The sequence below is a fragment of the Clostridium caldaquaticum genome, from assembly GCF_023806125.1.
Lineage (GTDB): Bacteria > Bacillota > Clostridia > Clostridiales > Clostridiaceae > Clostridium_AT > Clostridium_AT caldaquaticum.
The window spans coordinates 171,282-192,094 of sequence record NZ_JAMSKT010000002.1 but is presented as its reverse complement, the minus strand read 5'-3'; the positions used below and the strand labels follow the sequence as shown (position 1 = coordinate 192,094).

At 31.8% G+C, this 20,813-nt stretch carries 19 protein-coding genes; 6 read left to right on the top strand and 13 right to left on the bottom strand.

Features of this window, described 5'->3' with window-relative positions; translation table 11 throughout:
- Nucleotides 1-52 precede the first annotated feature (52 nt).
- From M2651_RS02240 to M2651_RS02230, 3 genes are read right to left on the bottom strand one after another with little or no spacing between them, the layout of a single operon-like run.
- Nucleotides 53-1,660 (bottom strand): type 2 periplasmic-binding domain-containing protein, encoded by a 1,608-nt coding sequence (locus M2651_RS02240; protein ID WP_252130703.1) that lies wholly within the window; start codon nt 1,658-1,660, stop codon nt 53-55.
- Between the two features lie 38 nt (nt 1,661-1,698).
- Complete coding sequence (locus tag M2651_RS02235; RefSeq protein ID WP_252130702.1) at nt 1,699-2,601, bottom strand: carbohydrate ABC transporter permease; 903 nt, start codon at nt 2,599-2,601, stop codon at nt 1,699-1,701.
- Nucleotides 2,602-2,617: 16 nt separating this feature from the next.
- Complete coding sequence (locus M2651_RS02230; RefSeq protein ID WP_350338272.1) at nt 2,618-3,577, bottom strand: ABC transporter permease; 960 nt, start codon at nt 3,575-3,577, stop codon at nt 2,618-2,620.
- A 371-nt stretch (nt 3,578-3,948) separates the two neighbouring features.
- Between M2651_RS02230 and M2651_RS02225 the strand changes: the two genes are divergently transcribed.
- The gene (locus M2651_RS02225) at nt 3,949-4,947 is read left to right on the top strand and encodes a LacI family DNA-binding transcriptional regulator (RefSeq protein WP_286207907.1); all 999 of its coding nucleotides are present in this window, start codon (nt 3,949-3,951) and stop codon (nt 4,945-4,947) included.
- 142 nt (nt 4,948-5,089) lie between these two features.
- On the opposite strand, the gene M2651_RS02220 is transcribed toward M2651_RS02225, so the two are convergent.
- From M2651_RS02220 to M2651_RS02205, 4 genes are all read right to left on the bottom strand, one after another.
- On the bottom strand, nt 5,090-5,941 hold the full coding sequence (locus tag M2651_RS02220; RefSeq protein WP_252130700.1) for an AraC family transcriptional regulator: 852 nt from the start codon (nt 5,939-5,941) through the stop codon (nt 5,090-5,092).
- A gap of 149 nt (nt 5,942-6,090) precedes the next feature.
- Complete coding sequence (locus tag M2651_RS02215; RefSeq protein WP_252130699.1) at nt 6,091-7,146, bottom strand: Gfo/Idh/MocA family protein; 1,056 nt, start codon at nt 7,144-7,146, stop codon at nt 6,091-6,093.
- 1 nt (nt 7,147) lies between these two features.
- A complete protein-coding gene (locus tag M2651_RS02210) occupies nt 7,148-8,113 on the bottom strand; it encodes a sugar phosphate isomerase/epimerase family protein (RefSeq protein WP_252130698.1) in 966 nt (321 codons plus the stop codon).
- Between the two features lie 100 nt (nt 8,114-8,213).
- Entirely contained in the window at nt 8,214-9,317 is a 1,104-nt protein-coding gene (locus tag M2651_RS02205) for a Gfo/Idh/MocA family protein (protein ID WP_252130697.1), read from the bottom strand.
- Between the two features lie 364 nt (nt 9,318-9,681).
- Between M2651_RS02205 and M2651_RS02200 the strand changes: the two genes are divergently transcribed.
- Nucleotides 9,682-10,056 carry a L,D-transpeptidase gene (locus tag M2651_RS02200; RefSeq protein ID WP_252130696.1) on the top strand — a complete coding sequence of 125 codons (375 nt, stop codon included), beginning with the start codon at nt 9,682-9,684 and terminating at the stop codon, nt 10,054-10,056.
- 150 nt (nt 10,057-10,206) lie between these two features.
- On the opposite strand, the gene M2651_RS02195 is transcribed toward M2651_RS02200, so the two are convergent.
- The 6 genes from M2651_RS02195 to M2651_RS02170 all read right to left on the bottom strand — a co-directional run bounded on the left by M2651_RS02195 (nt 10,207) and on the right by M2651_RS02170 (nt 16,874).
- Nucleotides 10,207-12,264, bottom strand: a complete 2,058-nt coding sequence (locus tag M2651_RS02195) for a methyl-accepting chemotaxis protein (protein ID WP_252130695.1) — start codon at nt 12,262-12,264, stop codon at nt 10,207-10,209.
- 230 nt (nt 12,265-12,494) lie between these two features.
- Complete coding sequence (locus tag M2651_RS02190) at nt 12,495-13,697, bottom strand: MFS transporter (protein ID WP_252130694.1); 1,203 nt, start codon at nt 13,695-13,697, stop codon at nt 12,495-12,497.
- Nucleotides 13,698-13,833: 136 nt separating this feature from the next.
- A complete protein-coding gene (locus tag M2651_RS02185) occupies nt 13,834-14,022 on the bottom strand; it encodes an alpha/beta-type small acid-soluble spore protein (RefSeq protein WP_252130693.1) in 189 nt (62 codons plus the stop codon).
- A 290-nt stretch (nt 14,023-14,312) separates the two neighbouring features.
- A complete protein-coding gene (locus tag M2651_RS02180; protein ID WP_252130692.1) occupies nt 14,313-14,729 on the bottom strand; it encodes a hypothetical protein in 417 nt (138 codons plus the stop codon).
- Between the two features lie 27 nt (nt 14,730-14,756).
- Nucleotides 14,757-16,406, bottom strand: coding sequence for a hydroxylamine reductase (hcp, locus tag M2651_RS02175; RefSeq protein ID WP_252130691.1), 1,650 nt, complete (start codon nt 16,404-16,406; stop codon nt 14,757-14,759).
- Between the two features lie 231 nt (nt 16,407-16,637).
- Complete coding sequence (locus M2651_RS02170) at nt 16,638-16,874, bottom strand: hypothetical protein (protein WP_252130690.1); 237 nt, start codon at nt 16,872-16,874, stop codon at nt 16,638-16,640.
- Between the two features lie 394 nt (nt 16,875-17,268).
- Here M2651_RS02170 and rsxC point away from each other — a divergent pair, with 394 nt between their 5' ends.
- Genes rsxC through rsxE form a run of 4 tightly spaced genes read left to right on the top strand, consistent with a single transcriptional unit; the run spans nt 17,269 to nt 20,791 of the window.
- Nucleotides 17,269-18,594, top strand: a complete 1,326-nt coding sequence (rsxC, locus tag M2651_RS02165) for an electron transport complex subunit RsxC (protein ID WP_252130689.1) — start codon at nt 17,269-17,271, stop codon at nt 18,592-18,594.
- A gap of 15 nt (nt 18,595-18,609) precedes the next feature.
- The gene (locus M2651_RS02160) at nt 18,610-19,542 is read left to right on the top strand and encodes an RnfABCDGE type electron transport complex subunit D (RefSeq protein WP_252130688.1); all 933 of its coding nucleotides are present in this window, start codon (nt 18,610-18,612) and stop codon (nt 19,540-19,542) included.
- Nucleotides 19,542-20,108 (top strand): RnfABCDGE type electron transport complex subunit G, encoded by a 567-nt coding sequence (locus tag M2651_RS02155; protein WP_252130687.1) that lies wholly within the window; start codon nt 19,542-19,544, stop codon nt 20,106-20,108. Before M2651_RS02160 ends, M2651_RS02155 begins: the two co-directional genes overlap by 1 nt.
- Nucleotides 20,108-20,791 (top strand): electron transport complex subunit RsxE, encoded by a 684-nt coding sequence (gene rsxE, locus M2651_RS02150; protein ID WP_252130686.1) that lies wholly within the window; start codon nt 20,108-20,110, stop codon nt 20,789-20,791. The genes M2651_RS02155 and rsxE overlap by 1 nt, the downstream gene beginning before the upstream one ends.
- Nucleotides 20,792-20,813 lie beyond the last annotated feature (22 nt).

Here is a 20,813-nt window from a genome sequence, read left to right as displayed (position 1 = left end):
AGGGCAAAATTATACAGATACTGTTAATACTTGCCCTTTTATAACTTAAATTCTATTTAACATTTTGATATCTGTTGTAAGCATCAGTACGAATTTTAATTAACTTTTCAAGTCCCATATCTTTTAGCTTCTTTACATATGCATCCCAACCTTCATCAATACCGCCTTTTATTACAAACTGTGCACGCATCTGTCCAACATAAGTATTAATATCAGTAGTTAAAGTCGGAAGCTCTTGATTTTCTTCATTTGTGTACATTACGTTAGGATAAGAAGTTACAACATAAGGATCAGCAAGTTTACTAAGTTCTACTTTTAAACCATCACCACTTTGTGGAGATAATTTAATCTTCTGCTGGAAATCAGCACTAACATACTTAGGACCGAAATCACGCAAACTTTGATCCCAATACCATGCATCTGCACTAGTACCTGCTGGTGGACTATTTAAAGTATAAGTACCATCACTGTTTTTATTGATTACTGTTCCTATAGCACCCCAGAAGTTTTGAATACTCGCTTCACCAGTATAAAATTCATCTATCCATCTAGCAGCTATCTCTGGATTTTTACAATTAGTAGTAATTAATGCTTCATTTCTATTTATACTGTATACTCCATTAACATCTCCGCCAGCATATTGTTTTCCATCTGGTCCTTTTATAGGTGCAATTGCTATGTATTGACTTGACCATTTCCCAAAATCAGCATCTGGTGTCCATGCATATGTAAAACCAACTCTAGCAGCATTAGGATCTTGATTTTTCGATGTCATCATTGTATTGTCCTGTGTAAAAGCCTGCGGATCAATGATTCCTGCAATATATAACTTATTAAGCCATTTAAGACCATCTTTATATTGTTCTGAAGTAGGATAAAAAGTAAGAGTTCCATCATTATTTACTATCATATTGGAATCATTAATATCCGTAATTCCAAATGGATTTAATAGATCACCATTTAAATTACCATTACCAGTTATCGGAATTTCATCAGCTTTACCATTACCATTTGGGTCTTTTGTCTTAAATGCTAATAACACATTATATAATTCATCTAAATTAGTTGGCTCTTTTAAACCAAGCCTGTCTAGCCATGTTTTATTAATAATAGGTTGGTTACGTGTTTTAGGACGTTTTGGAAGATTTTTTCCAAATGAATACATTTTTCCATCCGGAAATGTTACAGCCTTCTTTAGTTCAGGTAACTTATTTAAAGCTTCACTATAATTGGGCATATATTTTTTTACTAAATCGTCAACAGGAACAAATAAACTCAGATTATTTAAAATGTCAGCATCATTAAAAGTCTGACTTCCAATAATAATGTCTGGAAGATCACCAGAGGCAAGTAAAGTTGACTTTTTTGTACCCCAGTCATTAAGAGATTCCACCTGCCATTCAATCTTAACATTAGTTTTAGCTTCCAAGTCTATTAACCATTGGTTCTTTGTAAAGCTATCACCCATATTCCCCCAACGTGTAGTAAGAACTTTCAAAGTTACTGGGTTATCTACAATAGGAAGCCCTGTAGCGTGGAATCCAGCTGTTACATTGCCACTAGTTTTGACTTCTTGCTTAGTTTTGCAGCCACTCAAAGTTCCAGCTACTATTCCAGTTAACAATAACATGGAAGTTACTTTCAATACTGATTTTTTCATTGTTTTATTCCCCCTAAATTTTTTATATGATAAAGCGCTTAACCTTTAACTGCGCCAATCATTACACCTTGATTAAAATGTTTTTGTATAAACGGATAAATACACATAATTGGAACTGTAGAAACAATGATTACTGAATAACGCATCATATTAGCAAGTCTAAGCTGAACTTGTGCCGCTTCGCCTGTTCCCATAGCAGCTTGCGTAGTATTGACTATTAAAATATTACGCAATATTAACTGTAGTGGATATAATGAACTATCCTTTAGATAAATTAATGCATTAAAATATGAATTCCACATTCCTACAGCTGTCCATAAAGCTAAAACAGCAATAACGGCTCTTGATAAAGGCAATACAATCATAAAGAAATATCTCAAGTTTCCACATCCATCTATCTGAGCTGCCTCCCACAGATCATTTGGAATACTGCTTTGAAAGAATGTACGGGCAACAATAATATTAAAAACATTAACTGAAAATGGTAACACCATTACAGTAAAGGTATTATACAGATTAAACTCCTTAATAGTCAGGAAAGTAGGAATTAAACCACCGTTAAAGAACATGGTAAAAACAAACATTAACATAAAAAATTTCCTACCAACTAAATCTTTTCTTGATAAGGCATAAGCTGCAAAAACATTAACAGCAAGTCCCACTAATGTTCCAACAATGGTGTACATAATCGTATTACCGTAGCCTCTCCAAATGTCAGAGTGCTTTAGAATTTCTTTATAACCATCGAGAGTAAAACTTTTAGGAAACAACAATACTTGACCATTTGTTACTGCATATGGGTCACTAAAAGAAGCAATTACCACAAAATATAAAGGATAAAGTACAATTAACAAAACTAAAACCGATATACCATAAGTAACAACGTTAAAAATAGTATCCTGCTTTGAAATTTTAATTTTTCTTGACACTGTATTTTTCATGTGATTTGTTTCTCCTTTACCATAAACTGCTATTACTAACTCTTTTAGAAATTTGATTTACTAAAATGAGAAGAATGAAATTAATAATTGTACTGAATAAATTGATAGCAGCAGAATAACTATACTGTGCACTAAGCAACCCTATTTTATAAACGTAAGTTGAAATAACTTCACTACTTCCAATATTTAAAGTGTTCTGCATCAAATAAACTTTTTCAAATCCTAATCCCATTAATCCACCTACTCTTAGTATTAATAGAATACCCGCTGTAGATGCTAACATTGGGATATCTATATGATGTATTTTTTGCCAATTATTTGCTCCATCTATAGTTGCAGCCTCATAAAGGCTTGGATCAACAGCGGAAAGTGCCGCTAAATATATTATGCTATCCCAACCAGTATGCTGCCAAACATCTGACCAAACATAAATGTGACTAAAAGCCTTTGCACTCCCCATTAAATTAGGAGCTTGTACACCAAACAATTTACTTAAATGATTTAGTATTCCAGAATCAGGTGATAAAATTATCATAATTAATCCAACCATTACTACAGTTGAAATAAAGTGAGGCATGTACGTTATAGTCTGAAATGTTTTTTTAAATCGTTTAGCTCTCATTTGATTTATCACTAAAGCTAGTATAATTGGAAATGGAAATGAAACAATCATACTATATATATTGATAACTAAGGTATTTTTAATGGTATTTCCAAATTGATATGAATTAAAGAACTTTGTAAAGTACTTGTACCAAGGATTAGCCCACGGACTTTCTAGGATACCGTTAACCGGTTGATATTCCTTAAATGCAATAATAACTCCGTACATAGGTTTATATGTAAATAAGATCAATAACACTACAGCCGGCATTAGTAATAAATATAAGCCTATATTTTGTTTAATCTTATTAAAATTAGATTTGCTTGTACTTATCTTTAAACACGATTCAATCATTTGACTTGATTTAATCACAAAAATTCCCCCTATTATCATAATAAACAGTTTCTTTTTCTTTTGTTATATTACCATTTTTATTAAAGTTTTGAAGATACTATTGTTATTTTAATGTTTATAATCAGGTTAACGCTAACCCTATATTTATATTATCATTTTTATAAGAAAACGTCAACATGTTTTTATATTTTTATTCGATAATTATTAAATAATTATAACTTTACGCTACCATATACTATTCATTAAACTTATAACTTAGATGTTTTATGTTATCGATAACCTTATTTATTGTTGCAAGTATAAATTATATCTATTATAATTATTGTAGAATATATCAAATAAAATCTATTTTTTGTTAATTCTTATTTCACGTTAAAAAGGAGTACATCATGACTACATTAAAAGATATTGCAAAAGAAGCCGGTGTAAGCATTATGACGGTTTCTCGAGTTATTAATGGAAATAAATCTAAAGTATCTGAAGAAACTGCTAGAAAAATTATGGAGATCATAAAAAAATATAACTACGTTCCAAATTCTTCTGCACGTAGTCTATCATCTAAAAATTCACGTATAGTTTCTGTTATATTTGGAGGATATGGAAATTATCTTACAGATGCTTATTTTTCTACCATGTTTAGTGGTATCACACAACACGTTCAGTCTCATGGTTACCATACCATGGTAAATTATGTGAATGATTATCATGATATTACAAGGCTTCTTCACACATGGAACGCTGATGGTGCTATTTTCCTTGGAATCTTTGATAATGATATCCTAAAGATTAAAGAGGATAATCAAATTCCACTAGTATTTACAGATAGCTATAGCCCTGTTAGACAGATTACAAATGTTGGAATTGATGATTACAAAGGTGGGGTTCTTGCAGCAAAGCATTTCATAGAACGGGGTCATCGTAATTTTGCGTTTGTGGGACCTTCCCTTGGCATTAACTTTAGCGGTGTTGTTCAGCATCGTCTGCAAGGGTTTAAAGATACCATTACAAATGCTGGTCTAACTCTTAAATCTGAACATATACTTTCAGTAGACGAAGATATCAACGTAATAGAGAAAATTCTTCATTCCAATGAACCCATAACTGCAATATTTGCAACCTCTGATATGATAGCTATTGATTTAATTGATAAAATAACAAGTATGGGTTTACAAGTTCCAAAAGATTATTCCATAATTGGATTTGATAATCTTCCTTTGAGTTATTACGTTACACCAAAACTTACAACTATTGCACAAGATATAAACCTTAAAGCAAAACTTGCAAGTGATATTCTATTCAGACATATGAATGATCTCAGTCTTCCATCAGAAAGTATTGTTCTTGATGTTCATCTGATTGAACGTGCTTCAGTACGTTCAATCAGATGAAGTTAAATTAGAAATATTTATTATGCATTTTTATCAATATAATTAACTGAATTTAGGGTATTTCCTAACACCTTATAGTTATTTAATGAATTACTTTTGTACATTAGGAGATACCCTCTATTTTAAAAAAGTTTTTTTACTTTTAACTCTTGTTAGTCCTTTTATACTCCATAGGAGTACGACCTGTTATATTTTTAAATACTCTATTAAATGTCTTAATACTGTTAAACCCAGATTTATAAGCAATTTCTGCTATAGAGCTTTCCTCTTCCATTATAAGCCACTGAGCTTTTGTTACTCTAAAATTATTTAAGTATTCCAAAAAAGTCATACCTGTATTTTCCTTAAAAAACCTTGTAAAATAATACTTGCTGAAACCAGCAGCCTTTGAAATATCATCTAGATCAATAGAATTTTGATAGTTAGCTTCTACAAATTGAAAAACACTCTCTATTTTTTTAAGCCTTTCCTGCTCATGACTTAACTCTTGAGATGAATATTCCTGCTTAGGAATATGTCTAAGCAAAATACCTGCTAAATCATACAGCCTGGCCTTTAATATTAGTTTATATCCTTCCTTTGCCTCACTATGCTCCTTAATAATATCTTTTATATGTTTTTCCATCAAAGTATGAATTTCATTTCCTTTAGTTAAACATATAGAATGAGATAACATTGGTTTTATTACTTTTGTATCTTTTGTACATGAAAGAAAACTATCATATATAGAAGTTCTAAATTGTATAACTGCTCTATTACTAAAATCTTTTTCCTGAAAAAAATAATGTATTTCTCCTGAACCAATTATAAGTATATCTCCTTGCATTAATTTCCAAATATTTTTATTTGTCCCAACTCTAAGAGTACCTTCTACCAAATAAATAATTTCAATATCTTCATGCCAGTGATGGGGTACATTTGCATATCCATCGTTGAAAAACAGTCTAAAAGGAAAATCTGGTTCCAATACGGTTTTTTCAAAGCTGCCTTGCATAACATCCTCCACTAAAATATACAAATCAGCTAAATAAAAAGATATACAAGTTGATTTCATCTCGTATTCCTTTTTATTTAGCTGTACAGCTTTATTTTACCTATTATTTTATATAATTAATAGATGCTTTTGTTATTTTTTTAGAATACCTAAATAATATCATGTATTACTTGACCAATTTCCGCTGAATGAAAAACAGTTTCCATAAGCTTCATCACTCTCATAAGTTCACTATGCTTTACAATAATTTCTTCTTGTCCATTTATTGCTCTTATCACATTTCTATAAAAATCTCGAACATCAGACTGAACTCTTGGAAGAGGATATTCTTTTATTGTTTCACTTGTTCTCGGTGCCATTGTTTTTGTAAGTCCTGCTGCAGTTACAACAGGTACTGCATCTCGTTTCTCCCAATTAGAAACCTGAATAATTTTACCATTTAGATTCCAATCATTAATAATTGCTGTCCCATTTTCTCCTTGCATATACCATCTTGGAAGGTTAATAAAATTACTTGTTCCAACTTCCACATGACAGGTTAACCCGTCTTCAAAATGCAAGATTATTTTAAATCCATCATCTACTGCCTCATTTGTAACATTTGTAAGATTGGCATAAGTTGAAACAACCTTTTTTTCTATTAACATTAAAATCTGATCAAATAGATGAACTCCCCAATCTAGTACCATACCGCCGCCATGTTCCTTAGTATTTCTCCAGTCACCAGGAATTCCACGAGAGCCATGAACACGAGACTCGATGTTAAATATCTTACCAAGTGTCCCCTCTTCATACAATTTTTTAATTACAAGATAATCTTCATCCCAACGTCTATTTTGATGTACTGTGAAAATTACATTATATTCTTTTGAGGCTTCTATCATTTGTAAAAGTTCCACGCTGCTTAATGCAACAGGCTTTTCACAAATAACATTCTTTTTTTCCTGCATAGCTTTTATTGCAAGTTCCTTATGTAAATCATTAGGCGTTGCTATAGTAACTAATTCAATATCTTTATCCGCTAAAAGTTCCTCAAAGGATTCATATGCATGTATACCCTCTTTTTTAGCAGCTTCTAATCTTTTAGAAGAAATATCATAGATACCACATAACTTCACTTCATCCATAGTCATTAATTGCCTTGCATGCCAGGTACCCATACCACCATAACCAATAATTGCTATTTTGCATTTTTTATCGCTCATTTTATGCCCACCACATTTCGCCTTTTTCTTCAAATACCATAACTTCCTTTAAGAAAGAAATCGCTTTTTGAAGTCCTTCATTTGGAGTCATCAAGCTGTCCTCATGCTCTATGCTCATAACATAATCATAGCCTACCATTCTTAATGCACTTACAATATCTTTCCAAACAGCATAATCATGACCATAGCCTACAGAACGGAATATCCATGAACGATTTATTTCATCACCATAGTGCTTTGTATCAAGAACTCCATTTACGCTGCAATTTATAAAATCTATTTTTGTATCTTTTGCATGAAAATGATAAATTGCAGAACCAAGTTTTCTTATTGCTGCTACAGGGTCTATTCCCTGCCAGAAAAGATGGCTTGGATCAAAATTAGCACCAATAGTTGGACCAACAGCTTCTCTTAGTTTTAATAAAGTTTCCGGGTTATAAACACAAAAACCAGGGTGCATCTCAAGTGCAATCTTTTCAACTCCATGTTCATTTGCAAATTTAACTGTTTCTTTCCAATAAGGTATCAACACATCATTCCATTGATACTTTAGTATTTCTGAAAAATCTTCAGGCCATGAGCAAGTTACCCAGTTTGGGTATTTTGCACCTTCAAAATCTCCAGGACAGCCTGAAAAAGTAGTTACAAGTTTAATGCCTAACTTTTCAGCCAAAAGTACAGTGTTTTCAAAATCTTTGTGAAATTTTTCTGCAATTTCCTTTTGAGGATGTACTGGATTACCATGCACACTTAAGCAGCTGACAGTAACTTTATATTTTTCTATGGTTTTAATAAATTCATTTAATTTCTCTTCATCTTTTAATAATTCTTCAGGATTAACATGAGCTTTTCCTGGATACCCGCCTGTACCAAGTTCAACCGCTTGAATTCCTGATTTTGTTAAATAATCTAAAGCTTCATCAAGGCTTTTGTTTCCTAATAAAACTGCAAAAACACCTAATTTCATAATCATCCTCCTAACTTTGTTTTTCTTGTCTATACTCATTCCATACTGTAATTTTAATATTTCTTTTCATATTAATTGTTTCTTCTCATCACAGCAAATCTTATCTGTTAAAGTAAACAGCTTTACCCGTTTTTGCAGACTCATATATTGCTTCTAATATTTGTGTAACTACTAAAGCTTGTTCTGGCTTTACTACTAATTCACCACCATTAACGATTGCATTATAAAATACTCTCTGCTCAATATCAGCAGCATCTTCTGTATCTCCATCATAGAATGCAACTCCAGCTGCGTCTAAGGCAGGTTTTTCTATACATTGTTTATTGTACTTAACATAATTAATTCTTAAACCATCCTTCATATCGGCACCAGCCTTAGTACCGCATAAAGTAGTTTTAGCTTCATCTACATCAAGACTGTTTAATGCCCAGCTTGCTTCTAAATTTATTGTGGCACCATTTTTCATTTTAATAAAACCAAAGGCAGAATCTTCTACTGTGAATTTTTCTCTATCCCAATCACCCCAGGTATTACCTGTGTTTGTTTGATCCCCTAATTTATGATAAACAGAACCTAATACACATTCTGGTTCATAATTATCCATCATCCACAGTGTCAAATCAAGAGCATGAGTACCTATATCAATTAATGGCCCTCCCCCTTGTTCTTCTTCATTTAAAAATACGCCCCAGGTTGGAACAGCTCTGCGTCTTATAGCATGACCTTTTGCATAGTAAATTTCTCCTAAATCACCATTTTCACAGGCAGCCTTTAAATATGTAGAATCTGATCTATATCTATTTTGATAACCTATAGTCAATATCTTGCCTGTTTCTTTTGCTACTTCAACCATAGCTTTAGCTTCTGAATAAGTTTTAGCCATTGGTTTTTCACACATTACATGTTTGCCAGCCTTCATTGCATCAATAGCTATAAAACTATGGGATTTATTTGGAGTTAAAACATAAACAGCCTCAATACTCTTTTCTTTTGCTAACAGCACTTTGTAATCAGTATAAATTCTAGAATCTTCCCTGCCGTATTTAGCTTTTGCCTCTACAGCTCTTTCTTCTATTAAATCACAGAAGGCTTCGATTTCTATATTCCCATTTTTTTTAATTGCAGGCATGTGTTTTCCATTTGCAATACCTCCGCAACCTATAATTGCAACCTTCAATTTTCTTTCATTACATACGTTTATCACAATTATTACTGACTTGCTTGATTACAAAAAATATAATCTTAAGTCAGTTCTTCACTTCCTTTCTCAATATTAATAAAATTTAACTATGATGTCTTTATTGACATCTAATAAACTTGTCTTACATAATTAATTGTATTAAATTAGAAAATTATTTTCTTGCCACTAATTGCTTAATCGTTCTCAATTATTGCTATTTAACAAATATGAATAATTTTTTGAAACAATTAATATTATGTTTTCAATTGCTTGTAAATTAAGGCTATTGATATGGAACTGATTTTTTCAGTCAAATGTTAAGCATCGCTGTATCATAATCCACGTAACAAACATATTATAAAAAAGACCACTCTGTTATGGAGGTAATATGTTTATCCGTTATTTCTACGAACAAGACCTTTATCGCACTCTAAGGTACAGTATAAATATTAATACCGCTGCTAAAAAACTTACTTTATTTAAAGATGGTAAATTATTCAAAACTTATCCAATAGCTGTAGGTAAACCTTCTACCCCAACTCCAAAAGGAAATTTTAGGATAATAAATAAAGTTTTTAACCCTGGAGGTCCTTTTGGTGCCAGATGGCTTGGATTAAATAAAAAAGGCTATGGCATTCATGGAACAAATAATCCTTCTTCTATCGGAAAGGCTGTATCAAATGGATGTATACGAACCTATAACAGTAATATAATTGAACTTTATAATATTGTACCTATTGGTACTCCTGTAAAAATTGTATAATTACACTAATATTCACTAACTTTCTCACATCCTTTAGTAATTAAAGCTTTTTATTCATCTATATTTTCTTTTGGGTATTGGCAAGCCCCCTAATCACTTTAGATAAACTATCTATAGTGATTAGGGGGCTTAAAAATAATACTTTTAAAGTTAAATCTTAAATTTATTAACTATATCATTTAATTTTTGTGCAAGTTCTGCCTGGCTTTGAGCAGTTTCAGCTACTTGAATTATTGCCTGAGCTGATTCACTAACACTTTGCTTTATTCCATCGGAATTTTCTGAGGATTTTTGAGTCATAGTCGTTAAATTATCTATAACTTTACTAATTTCATTAATAGTTACTGTAATTTGTTCTGTCATTTTTGCTAATTCTTCAGACATTGAACTTACAAAATTAGCATCAGTTTCATATTGACTTCCTATTTTTGAAAAATTTTTAAACTGATAATTTATATTTTCATTCATAAATGTAAGTAAATCACTACTGTTACTTGATAAATTAGTAAAAGATTCCTGTACTTTTATTATTACATTTTTTATATTTTCTACTGCACTAGAAGATTGTTCAGCAAGTTTTCTAACCTCTTCTGCAACAACAGCAAAGCCTTTACCATGTTCACCTGCTCTGGCTGCTTCTATAGCAGCATTTAAAGCAAGAAGATTGGTTTGTTCTGATACTCTGGCAATAATATCAGCCATAGCTTTTATTTCATTTACAATTTTACCTTCTTCAATAGAACATAATATTTTTTCTTGTTTTTCTCGATAAATTTTTTCCATATCTGCTAATGCTTTTTGGCTGTTTTCTTGAATTTTTGATGCCCTTTCTTTAATAGCAATAGCATTATTGCTTCCTTCACCAGCTTTATTTGAAAGAGTAATTATATTTGCATTTATTTCTTGTATAGATGCAGACATTTCTTCTGATGTTGCACTGTTATCCTGTATTACTTCATTAATATCTTTTACTGAACTGTCAATTAAATCAAACTGCGAACTCATTTCTTCAACTGTTGCAGACAGTTCCTCACTAGAAGCACTTAAATCACTTGAATAATCTAAAATCGTCTGAATAACTTCTTTTACATTGCTAACCATAGAATTTAAATTTTTAGACATTTCCCCAAATTCATCTGAAGATTTAATTTCTATAACTTCGGTTAAATTACCATTTCCTATACTTAAAGCTAAATTATTTACCTTCTTTATATTATTTTTTAAGTATCTTACAAACATAATTATTGATAAAATTACAATCAATATAGTAATAGCTGTAATTATAATCATTTTAACAACTAAATCTTTTACAGGAGAATATAATTCTTTTTCAGGTATATAAATTGCCAGTTTCCAATTAGTTTGAGGAATTGCAGAGAAAAAAGCTATATTTTTACCGGAAGCTAAATTAAAATCAGATTTTCCTTCCTGCATAGAAAGCATTTTAGTACCAAAAGCCTTTAATGAATCATTTTCATCTTCTGATATCTTATTTTTTAATATTTTACTTTTATCAATATGTGAACCTGCAAGATACATTCCACTACTATCAATAAGAAAAGCTCTTCCTTCTTTACCTATGCTAATACTTTCAACTGTTTCCTGAATAGAAGTTAAATCTACATCTGCTGTTGAAACACCAAGAAAGTTTTTATTTTTATCATAAAAAGGAGCAGTTGCAGTAACCATTACAATTTTAGAAACCTCATCGAGATACGCCTTTGACCATTCAACAGGATTTTGTGTATTTACTCCTATTTTATACCAATCATATTTAAAATAATCATACTCTTCAGTGCTGTATTCATCAGTAAGAACAACACCTCCATTATTTTTATAAGCATAAGGACCAAAATATTTTATATTATCTCTATATTTATTTGGTTCAAACCAAATACCAGCTCCTAAAGTATCTTTATTACTATTAATCATTTCTTTAAGAAAATAAAAATAATCTTCTTTATTTAAAGATAAATAGGAGGCTTGAACACTTTTTGATATATCAACAGCTACTTTGGAATGTTTTTCTAAAGCTTTTTCAATTTCTTTAACATTGTAATTAAGCAAGTTACTCATATTATGATCAATTTCATTATTAATAATTTTTCTGCTTCCATAATAACTTGAAACAGTTAATAAAATCATAGATAAAATAACAATCGGAAGTAATGAAAGAAAGATTTTTGTGCTTATGCTTTTGATTTTCATATTTGCATACTCTCCTTATTTTTAGATACAAAATTTAAAATTTAAATATTAAATATTTATTAATTTTTTATTAATTATATAATACATAATTCTACTAAATTCGACAAGCTAAATTTTCTTAATTTTTATTTAAAAATTATTTACAATGAAAATCAAAGCATATTTTTAATAATATATTTTACCTTTTACAAATTAAACAGCTAAAACTTAAAATAAGCTTTGTAGAAAGCTTATTTTCCTTTGCACTTACACTCACAAGTACCATCTAGCACATGTTTTAACCTAGATAAAAAATATCCCGCTATTACAGGTGCCAAACCTATGAATATTAAATATACTTTTAATATTGAAATGTTTTTAAAAATAGATAACAATGCTATCAATATAACTGCACTTATACTTCTTCCGCTGTTAATTGCTATATCCTTATTAATCAGATACTCTATTCTCTTGTCCTCATCATGTGCCCTGTTTATTACATTAAAAGTAGAGGAAGACATCTGTATTAGAAAAAATGGAAGGAAGATAGCATCCAAAACAACATATATAAAAAGAGTAGTATAAGTTACTTTATAAGCTATACCCCAGACAGCAGCAAAAGATGCCATTGTACCAATAAATATAGCCATTCTTCTCCTTTTTGGCTTTATTATCTTTTGAACGAGTATATAGGATGAAGATGTTAATAGAGAAGCTATAAGTGTAAGCTTTCCTAAAGAAAGTTCACTTTTTGTTGTCTCGATTATTAGTATATTGACGATAAATCCAATTATTACATCTCTAAATCCCCAAAGAAATGTTGCTTTTCTTATAGTACTCCATTCTTCACAGTTTTTCGAAAAAATTTTTTTAAACTCTAGTTTACCGCTATAATTTTTACATTTTAACATTAAGCTTATTAATATTAAAACCACAAACAAAGATAAGGCAGCAAAAAATACAACATGATATCCTCTTGATCCATTAAATTTGCTAATTAAAAAAGCAGAAGTAATTGGTGCTACTGCGGCAGCTATACCTGCACAGCTTCCATTGAAGCCATAAAATGTATCTCTATTATCTAAACAGGTAAAATCAAAGCAAAGTGTGTTAAAAGCCAGCCAATAAAAACCTGCTGCAAATCCTAAAAGCAGCCCCACAATATTAATGTACAATCTTCCTCTATTTCCTGAAAATAATATGAATGCATATGCTATAACATACATCATTAAACCTAATCGAAGAGACCATATTCCATTTTTCCTTTTTGCTATTATTCCTCCTAATAAAAAAGTAAAAGGAGTTGCTATATATTGTACTAGATTGAAAAGTACTATAGTTATAAAACTGCTAGTTTGTTTCCAAAAGAACACATTTACAAATATTCCCGATAAACCTACTGCAAACGTAAATAAAGCACTTATTATCAGTAAAATTTTTGCTTCTTTACACATGAGCCGTCCTCCCAATAAAAATTATCAATGCCTTTTTATTATGCACAGAAGCGTTAGTTATATTTTACTAAATTTTTTCCAATTAAAAATAACAAAGCCAGGCAAATGCCCGGCCTTAATATTGCCTAAATATTATTTATAGATTTCTTTCATAAGCTTCAACCATTTTCTTAACCATCTGTCCACCTATTGAGCCAGCTTCTCTTGAAGTTAAATCTCCATTATAACCTTCTTTAAGATTAACTCCTACTTCTTTTGCTGATTCCATCTTGAATCTATCTAATCCTGCTTTAGCTTGTGGAACTAAAATTTTATTTCTTGACATATTAAATTCCTCCTTTTAATCTGTAATTTTTTATTTGGTGTTGCTTTGTATTATAAGTTTGCTCAAAAAAAACATCTATATCCTATGAAAATAGAGTTAATGTGTGAAGCTTTATCCATAGAAAATTTTTCTAAAATTAAAAAAGCATAGGCCTAAACAAAAACCTATGCCTTTTTAAAAGGAGTATTAAATATACAACTTTTAGTCCCACAATAATTAATATAACCTTTTAAATAAATATTATACTATTTTTAATTATTTTCTGATTTACTTGAATCAATATTTACATTTTAACCATTATTGTTCTTTTTAGGCTTTACAATAAAAGCAAATACTAATAATACAATTATTGAAACTCCGGCAGCAACATCATAAACAATAAACATATTTTTATATTTAGACCATAATATTTTACTTTTTACAATATTTTGCTGACTTTCAGTTATATATTTTTTGATTTCCGAATGTGCTGGATATAGTCTTTGCACATCTTCAAATTTTACCAAGGCATCCTTATAGTAACCTCCCCAGTAAAGTTCAAGTGCTTCTTTATACATAATGTCTATATCCCCAGCTTCATTTTTAGCTCCTGCCTGAGCTACAAACTCTTTTACTGTATCTACAGGTACTGCAAAATTAAAGCCCTGAACCTCTTGACCATTAACCGTGTTTCCTCTATATGGTTGCTCCGGAGCCGGAACCACCAATCAAAGTCGATTTTGCATAGAATTGAATTATGCACCCATAAACATCTTCATATCGTCTTCTACATTTGTTATTCCACCGATTCCGAAGTTTTCAACAAGTACCTTAGCTACATTTGGTGATAAAAAGCCTGGTAATGTTGGTCCTAAGTGAATATTCTTCACTCCTAGGTGTAGTAAAGCAAGTAATACGATAACAGCTTTTTGCTCATACCACGCAATATTGTAAGAGATTGGAAGTTCATTTATATTGTCTAAACCAAATACTTCCTTAAGTTTAAGAGCTATTACAGCTAAAGAGTAAGAGTCATTACATTGTCCTGCATCAAGTACTCTTGGAATTCCATTGATATCTCCAAGATCTAGTTTGTTGTATTTATATTTAGCACATCCTGCTGTAAGGATTACTGTATCCTTAGGAAGCTTTTGAGCAAATTCTGTGTAATAGTTTCTGCTCTTCATTCTTCCGTCGCATCCAGCCATTACAAAGAATCTTTTAATAGCACCAGTCTTAACTGCATCTACAACAGCATCAGCAAGAGCTAATACCTGAGCATGAGCAAATCCACCAACGATTTCTCCCTTTTCAATTTCTGTTGGAGCAGGTAAAGTCTTAGCAAGAGCTATTAACTCTGAAAAATCCTTTGTTCCGTCTTCCTTTAATTCTATATGCTTTACACCTTCAACACCTGTTGCACCTGTTGTGAACATTCTATCTTTGTAAGAAGCCTTTGGTGGTACTATACAATTAGTTGTCATTAAAATAACACCATTAAAACTTTCAAATTCCTTATCTTGTAACCACCAAGCATTTCCATAGTTTCCTGCAAAGTGCGGGTATTTTTTGAATGCTGGATAGTAGTGAGCTGGAAGCATTTCTGAGTGAGTATATACGTCTACTCCAGTTCCTTCTGTTTGTTGTAATAACATCTCCAAATCTCTTAAATCGTGTCCGCTTATGAGTATTCCAGGATTGTTTCTAACACCGATATTAACCTTAGTTATTTCTGGATTTCCGAATCTCTCAGTATTAGCCTTGTCTAGTAATGCCATAACATCAACACCATACTTACCACACTCTAATACTATACCTACATAATCATTAACTCCTAGATTGTCATCAGTTGTTGCTGCAAGTCCTTTTTGCATAAATTCATAAATGCTCTGATCTTCAAAACCTAAGTTAAATGCATGTTCAGCATAAGCAGCCATACCCTTTAATCCATAAGTCAATAATTCTCTTAAGGATCTTATATCTTCGTCCTTAGTTTGAAGAATGCTTACATCTCCTGATTCAGTCTTAGCTTCAAGTTCAGCATCAGTTTCTACTGTCCAAGTTAAACCTTCATAGCTGCTTTCTATATTTCCTCCAACTTCAGCTACTGCAGCTTTAATTTCATCTCTTAGCTTAAGCCCTGCTTTAACTTCGTTTAAAAATCTAGCTTTATCCCAGTTAGCATTTGTAATAGTCATAAATAATCCGTTGAATATAAATTTATCAGTTGCAGCTTTGTTAACTCCAAGCTCTCTAGCTTTTACATTAGCAACTGCTACTCCCTTTAATACATACATTAGTAGGTCCTGTAAATTTGCAAGATCTGAAGTCTTTCCACAAACCCCTCTTACTGTACAAGCCTTTCCACCTGCTGTTTCTTGACATTGGTAACAAAACATACTCATTATAAACCCTCCTATTTTATACAATATATTTAAGTCTTTCGTTTTACGTCTCTGCGTTTTACATAACTTTCGACTTATATATTATCAAAATAGTCGGATTAAATCCGTAACATATATTACGGATTTTAATATTTTTTGGAAGTTTTATGTTTAAACTAATAAGTAAGCTGCAATCAGCGAAATTGTAAATTTTTTATAGCTGACTACTGCTGCCTATACCTATAATTAATACTACACATCCCTCATAACATTTGCTTTAAGCCTATTTATATTTAAAAACGCTGCTGATAAAATGTTTTCCTTTTTAAACACCCTGTTTTCTCTTCTTAAATAACAATAAGCCATTATTCTATCCTCTTTAATCTCTAGTACCCTTATATTCCTCATAGTAATGTCATTGCCCTTTTGATACATTATGGTAATAATTAAATTTCTTTCATAAGATGCTTTTAAAATATGATTTACCATATTCCCCACCTTCTTTCAATAAATATTATACACCGAACTTTTGTTCGCATCAACTTGTTTTATCTAATTATCAGATATACATAACAAATTTCAAAAAATGATAAAACAGGTTAACAAATATTAATTTATAATTTATTCCTTTATTTGTTAAATATATATCATTCCTGTTAAAAAAAAAGCAAAATTGAATATCTACAGTTAGTGATGTATAATAATTAATGTGAAACAGAATTTTTCTTGTGTATTATTTTATTATTATTAGACTTTGTTATAACTATTTAAATAAATCAATGAAATCATTTCCAAGAGTCTTAAACAGAGCCTAATAACGATATGTAACAGTGACCTTACGAATTTAGACCATTATAGTGAATTTAAATACAGGAGGGATAGTATGAAACTTTTGACATTTAAGAAAGGTGCTTATCCGCCACACGGTAAACACTTTACTGAAGACAAAAAAATTGAAGACTTGCTTCCAAAAGGAGATTTGATTTTCCCTATGTCTCAACACATAGGTGCTCCTTGTGAACCTTTAGTTAAAAAGGGGGATAGAGTACTAGTTGGACAAAAGATAGGTGCTGCTAAAGGCTTTGTTTCTTCTCCAATTTACAGCAGTGTTTCAGGAACAGTAAAAAATGTAGCATTAATGCCTCATGCAAACGGCTCTAAAGTAATGTCAGTAATAATTGAAAATGATGGACTTTATGAAGAAATTGAAGGCTTAGTGCCAAGAGAAGACTACAGCAAACTTTCTAAAGATGAACTTTTAAAAATTATTGCAGAAGCGGGTATTGTTGGTATGGGAGGAGCTTGTTTCCCAACCCATGTTAAACTTGCACCACCTCCAGATAAAAAAATTGATGCCATTATAGTAAATGGAGCAGAGTGTGAACCTTATTTAACCTGCGACCATCGTCTTATGCTTGAAAATACAAAGGAAATAGTTGAAGGCTTAAAAATAGTTCTTAAAATGTTCCCAGGTGTAAAAGGTTATATAGGAATTGAAAACAATAAAATGAATGCAGTTAAAGTAATGAAAGAAGCTGTTAAAGGTGTTTCAAATATTGAAGTTGTTGTTTTAAAGACAAAGTATCCTCAAGGAGCTGAAAAACAACTTATATATGCAGTAACAGGCCGCGAGGTACCTTCAGGAAAACTGCCTGCTGATGCTGGATGCATCGTTCAAAATGTAGGTACTATATTTGAAATTTATAATGCAGTAGTAAAAGGAAGACCTCTCATGGAAAGAATAGTTACAGTTACTGGTGAAGCTGTAAAGGAGCCTAAAAACTTAAGAGTTAAGTTTGGAACTTCCTTTAAAGAATTAATTGAAGCTTGTGGAGGTTTTAAAGAAGATCCAGTTAAGGTTATATCCGGCGGTCCTCTTATGGGAACTACCGTTCAAACACTTGATTTGCCTGTAATGAAAGGAACTTCAGGAATACTGGCTCTAACAAAGAAACAAGCTGTGCTTCCACAAGAGTCAAGCTGTATAAGATGCGGAAGATGTGTGGAGGCATGTCCAATGAACTTAATTCCATCCATACTTGACTCCTTAGTCAAGAGAAGAGAATACGATACCTTCGAAAAAAACAATGGTATGGATTGTATCGAATGTGGCTGCTGTACATTAGTTTGTCCTGCAAAACGCCATTTAACACAATCCTGTCGAGAAGGTAAAAGAACTGTACTTGCAAATAGAAAAAAGGCTAATTAAAGGGAGGTTTTAACTATGGCTGAAACAATGTATACAGTGTCTTCCTCTCCTCATATTCGTTCAAATACAACTGTACAAACTATGATGAGAGATGTATTAATTGCTTTATTACCAGCTACTCTAGCAGGTATATACTTTTTTAAAGTACGAGCTCTTTTAATAATAATTTTGTCTGTTGGTTCCTGTGTAGGGGCTGAGGCTCTATGGCAGAAACTTACTCATCAAAAAATAACTATTTCAGATTTAAGTGCTGCAGTAACTGGGCTTTTATTAGCATTTAACTTACCTGTTGCTGTCCCGCTGTGGCTTCCAGTAGTTGGTGGAGTTTTTGCTGTAATTATTGTTAAACAATTTTTTGGTGGAATTGGACAAAATATCATGAACCCTGCTCTTGCGGCAAGAGCTTTCTTACTTGCCTCTTGGCCAGTACAAATGACTACTTGGACAGTTGACGGAGTATCTTCTGCTACTCCACTAGGTATTTTAAAAGAAGGAAATGGAGCTTTGCCTTCATTATGGAACGTATTTATAGGAAATATAGGAGGATGTATAGGTGAAACTTCTGCACTAGCTTTACTTCTAGGTGGGGCTTACTTACTTTATAAAAAAATTATAAGCTGGCATATTCCTGGTGTTTATATAGGAACTGTTTTCATATTAACCTTAGTATTAGGAAGAAATGGCTTTATGTCTGGAAACGCCTTTTACGAGCTTTTCGTCGGAGGTCTTATGCTTGGAGCTTTCTTTATGGCAACAGACTATACAACTTCACCAATGACTAAAAAAGGACAAATTATTTTTGCTTTAGGCTGCGGTATTTTAACTTCTGTTATAAGAATTTATGGAGGTTACCCAGAAGGTGTTTCATACTCAATAATATTTATGAACTTATTTGTACCACTAATAGACAAATTTACAACTCCTCGCGTGTTTGGAGGTGCTAAGTAATGAAAGAAAACTTAAAACTAGGTGGAATTCTTTTAATTATTACAGCCATAGCAGGACTTCTTTTAGGTGCTGCTCACTCAATAACAAAGGAACCTATTGCAAAGCAGGAGCAAATGACAAAAAATTTAGCTATGAAGGAAATCCTTCCAGAAGCTGAAGAATTTAAAGTTAAAGACATAGCTTTAGAAGGAATAGTTCAAGAAGTTAACGAAGGAATAGCTTCTGGAAAAACAGCTGGCTATGCTATAAAAGTAGCTCCAAAAGGTTATGGTGGAGCAATTCAATTGATGGTTGGAATTTCAACTGATGGAAAGATTAAAGGGATAAAAATTCTTTCTCACTCTGAAACTCCAGGACTTGGTGCTAATGCTCCACAGCCAAAATTCTCTAATCAATTTAAAAATAAACCTATAGATAAAGTGCTTCAGGTTGTTAAACAAACCCCTTCTTCTGATAATCAAATAGAAGCTATCACTGGAGCAACAATAACCTCAAAGGCTGTTACAAGTGGAGTTAACGAAGCAGTTAATTTCTACAATACTAAATTGAAAGGAGCTGCAAAATAATGGGTGTTATTTTAGAAAGATTAAAAAATGGTCTATTTAAAGAAAATGCCATATTTGTACAGGTTATAGCTATGTGCCCTACTCTAGCTGTTACAACTAGTGCTACTAATGGCATAGGTATGGGTCTAGCAACTACTGCAGTTCTTGTTGGAGCTAATGTAGTTATATCAGCTCTTAGAAAGGTTATTCCTGATAAAATCCGTATCCCAGCTTTCATAGTTGTAATAGCAAGCTTTGTTACGCTTCTTGAGTTCTTAATGAAAGGCTATGTACCAGCACTTTATCAGGCACTAGGTCTATTTATCCCTCTTATAGTTGTTAACTGCGTAATACTTGGAAGAGCTGAAGCGTATGCTTCTAAAAATAACGTATTTGCTTCCCTTTTTGATGGATTAGGCATGGGTCTTGGCTTTACCTTGGCTTTAGTGGTTCTTGGAACTGTGAGAGAAGTTCTTGGTGCTGGAACACTATTTGGATTTCATGTACTTCCTGCCTCCTATAAGCCGGCATTAATCATGATACTTGCTCCAGGCGCCTTCTTCGCTCTTGGAATAATAATGGCAATAATGAATGCAGTGCAAATATCAAAAACAAAACAGGCAAATACAAGACTAGCAAACTATGACTGCAGCCACTGTGCTCATGCTGCAACCTGCGGCCAAGCTTTTAAGATGGACAAATAGTATATTATAAAAGAAAGGTGGA

Coding starts and splice junctions, on each gene's coding strand:
- rsxC (WP_252130689.1), top strand. CDS start 17,269: ATGAAACTTTTGACATTTAAGAAAGGTGCTTATCCGCCACACGGTAAA.
- M2651_RS02215 (WP_252130699.1), bottom strand. CDS start 7,146: ATGAGCGATAAAAAATGCAAAATAGCAATTATTGGTTATGGTGGTATG.
- M2651_RS02225 (WP_286207907.1), top strand. CDS start 3,949: ATGACTACATTAAAAGATATTGCAAAAGAAGCCGGTGTAAGCATTATG.
- M2651_RS02190 (WP_252130694.1), bottom strand. CDS start 13,697: ATGTGTAAAGAAGCAAAAATTTTACTGATAATAAGTGCTTTATTTACG.
- M2651_RS02210 (WP_252130698.1), bottom strand. CDS start 8,113: ATGAAATTAGGTGTTTTTGCAGTTTTATTAGGAAACAAAAGCCTTGAT.
- M2651_RS02195 (WP_252130695.1), bottom strand. CDS start 12,264: ATGAAAATCAAAAGCATAAGCACAAAAATCTTTCTTTCATTACTTCCG.
- M2651_RS02170 (WP_252130690.1), bottom strand. CDS start 16,874: ATGGTAAATCATATTTTAAAAGCATCTTATGAAAGAAATTTAATTATT.
- hcp (WP_252130691.1), bottom strand. CDS start 16,406: ATGAGTATGTTTTGTTACCAATGTCAAGAAACAGCAGGTGGAAAGGCT.
- rsxE (WP_252130686.1), top strand. CDS start 20,108: ATGGGTGTTATTTTAGAAAGATTAAAAAATGGTCTATTTAAAGAAAAT.
- M2651_RS02185 (WP_252130693.1), bottom strand. CDS start 14,022: ATGTCAAGAAATAAAATTTTAGTTCCACAAGCTAAAGCAGGATTAGAT.
- M2651_RS02160 (WP_252130688.1), top strand. CDS start 18,610: ATGGCTGAAACAATGTATACAGTGTCTTCCTCTCCTCATATTCGTTCA.
- M2651_RS02220 (WP_252130700.1), bottom strand. CDS start 5,941: ATGCAAGGCAGCTTTGAAAAAACCGTATTGGAACCAGATTTTCCTTTT.
- M2651_RS02235 (WP_252130702.1), bottom strand. CDS start 2,601: ATGAAAAATACAGTGTCAAGAAAAATTAAAATTTCAAAGCAGGATACT.
- M2651_RS02200 (WP_252130696.1), top strand. CDS start 9,682: ATGTTTATCCGTTATTTCTACGAACAAGACCTTTATCGCACTCTAAGG.
- M2651_RS02155 (WP_252130687.1), top strand. CDS start 19,542: ATGAAAGAAAACTTAAAACTAGGTGGAATTCTTTTAATTATTACAGCC.
- M2651_RS02240 (WP_252130703.1), bottom strand. CDS start 1,660: ATGAAAAAATCAGTATTGAAAGTAACTTCCATGTTATTGTTAACTGGA.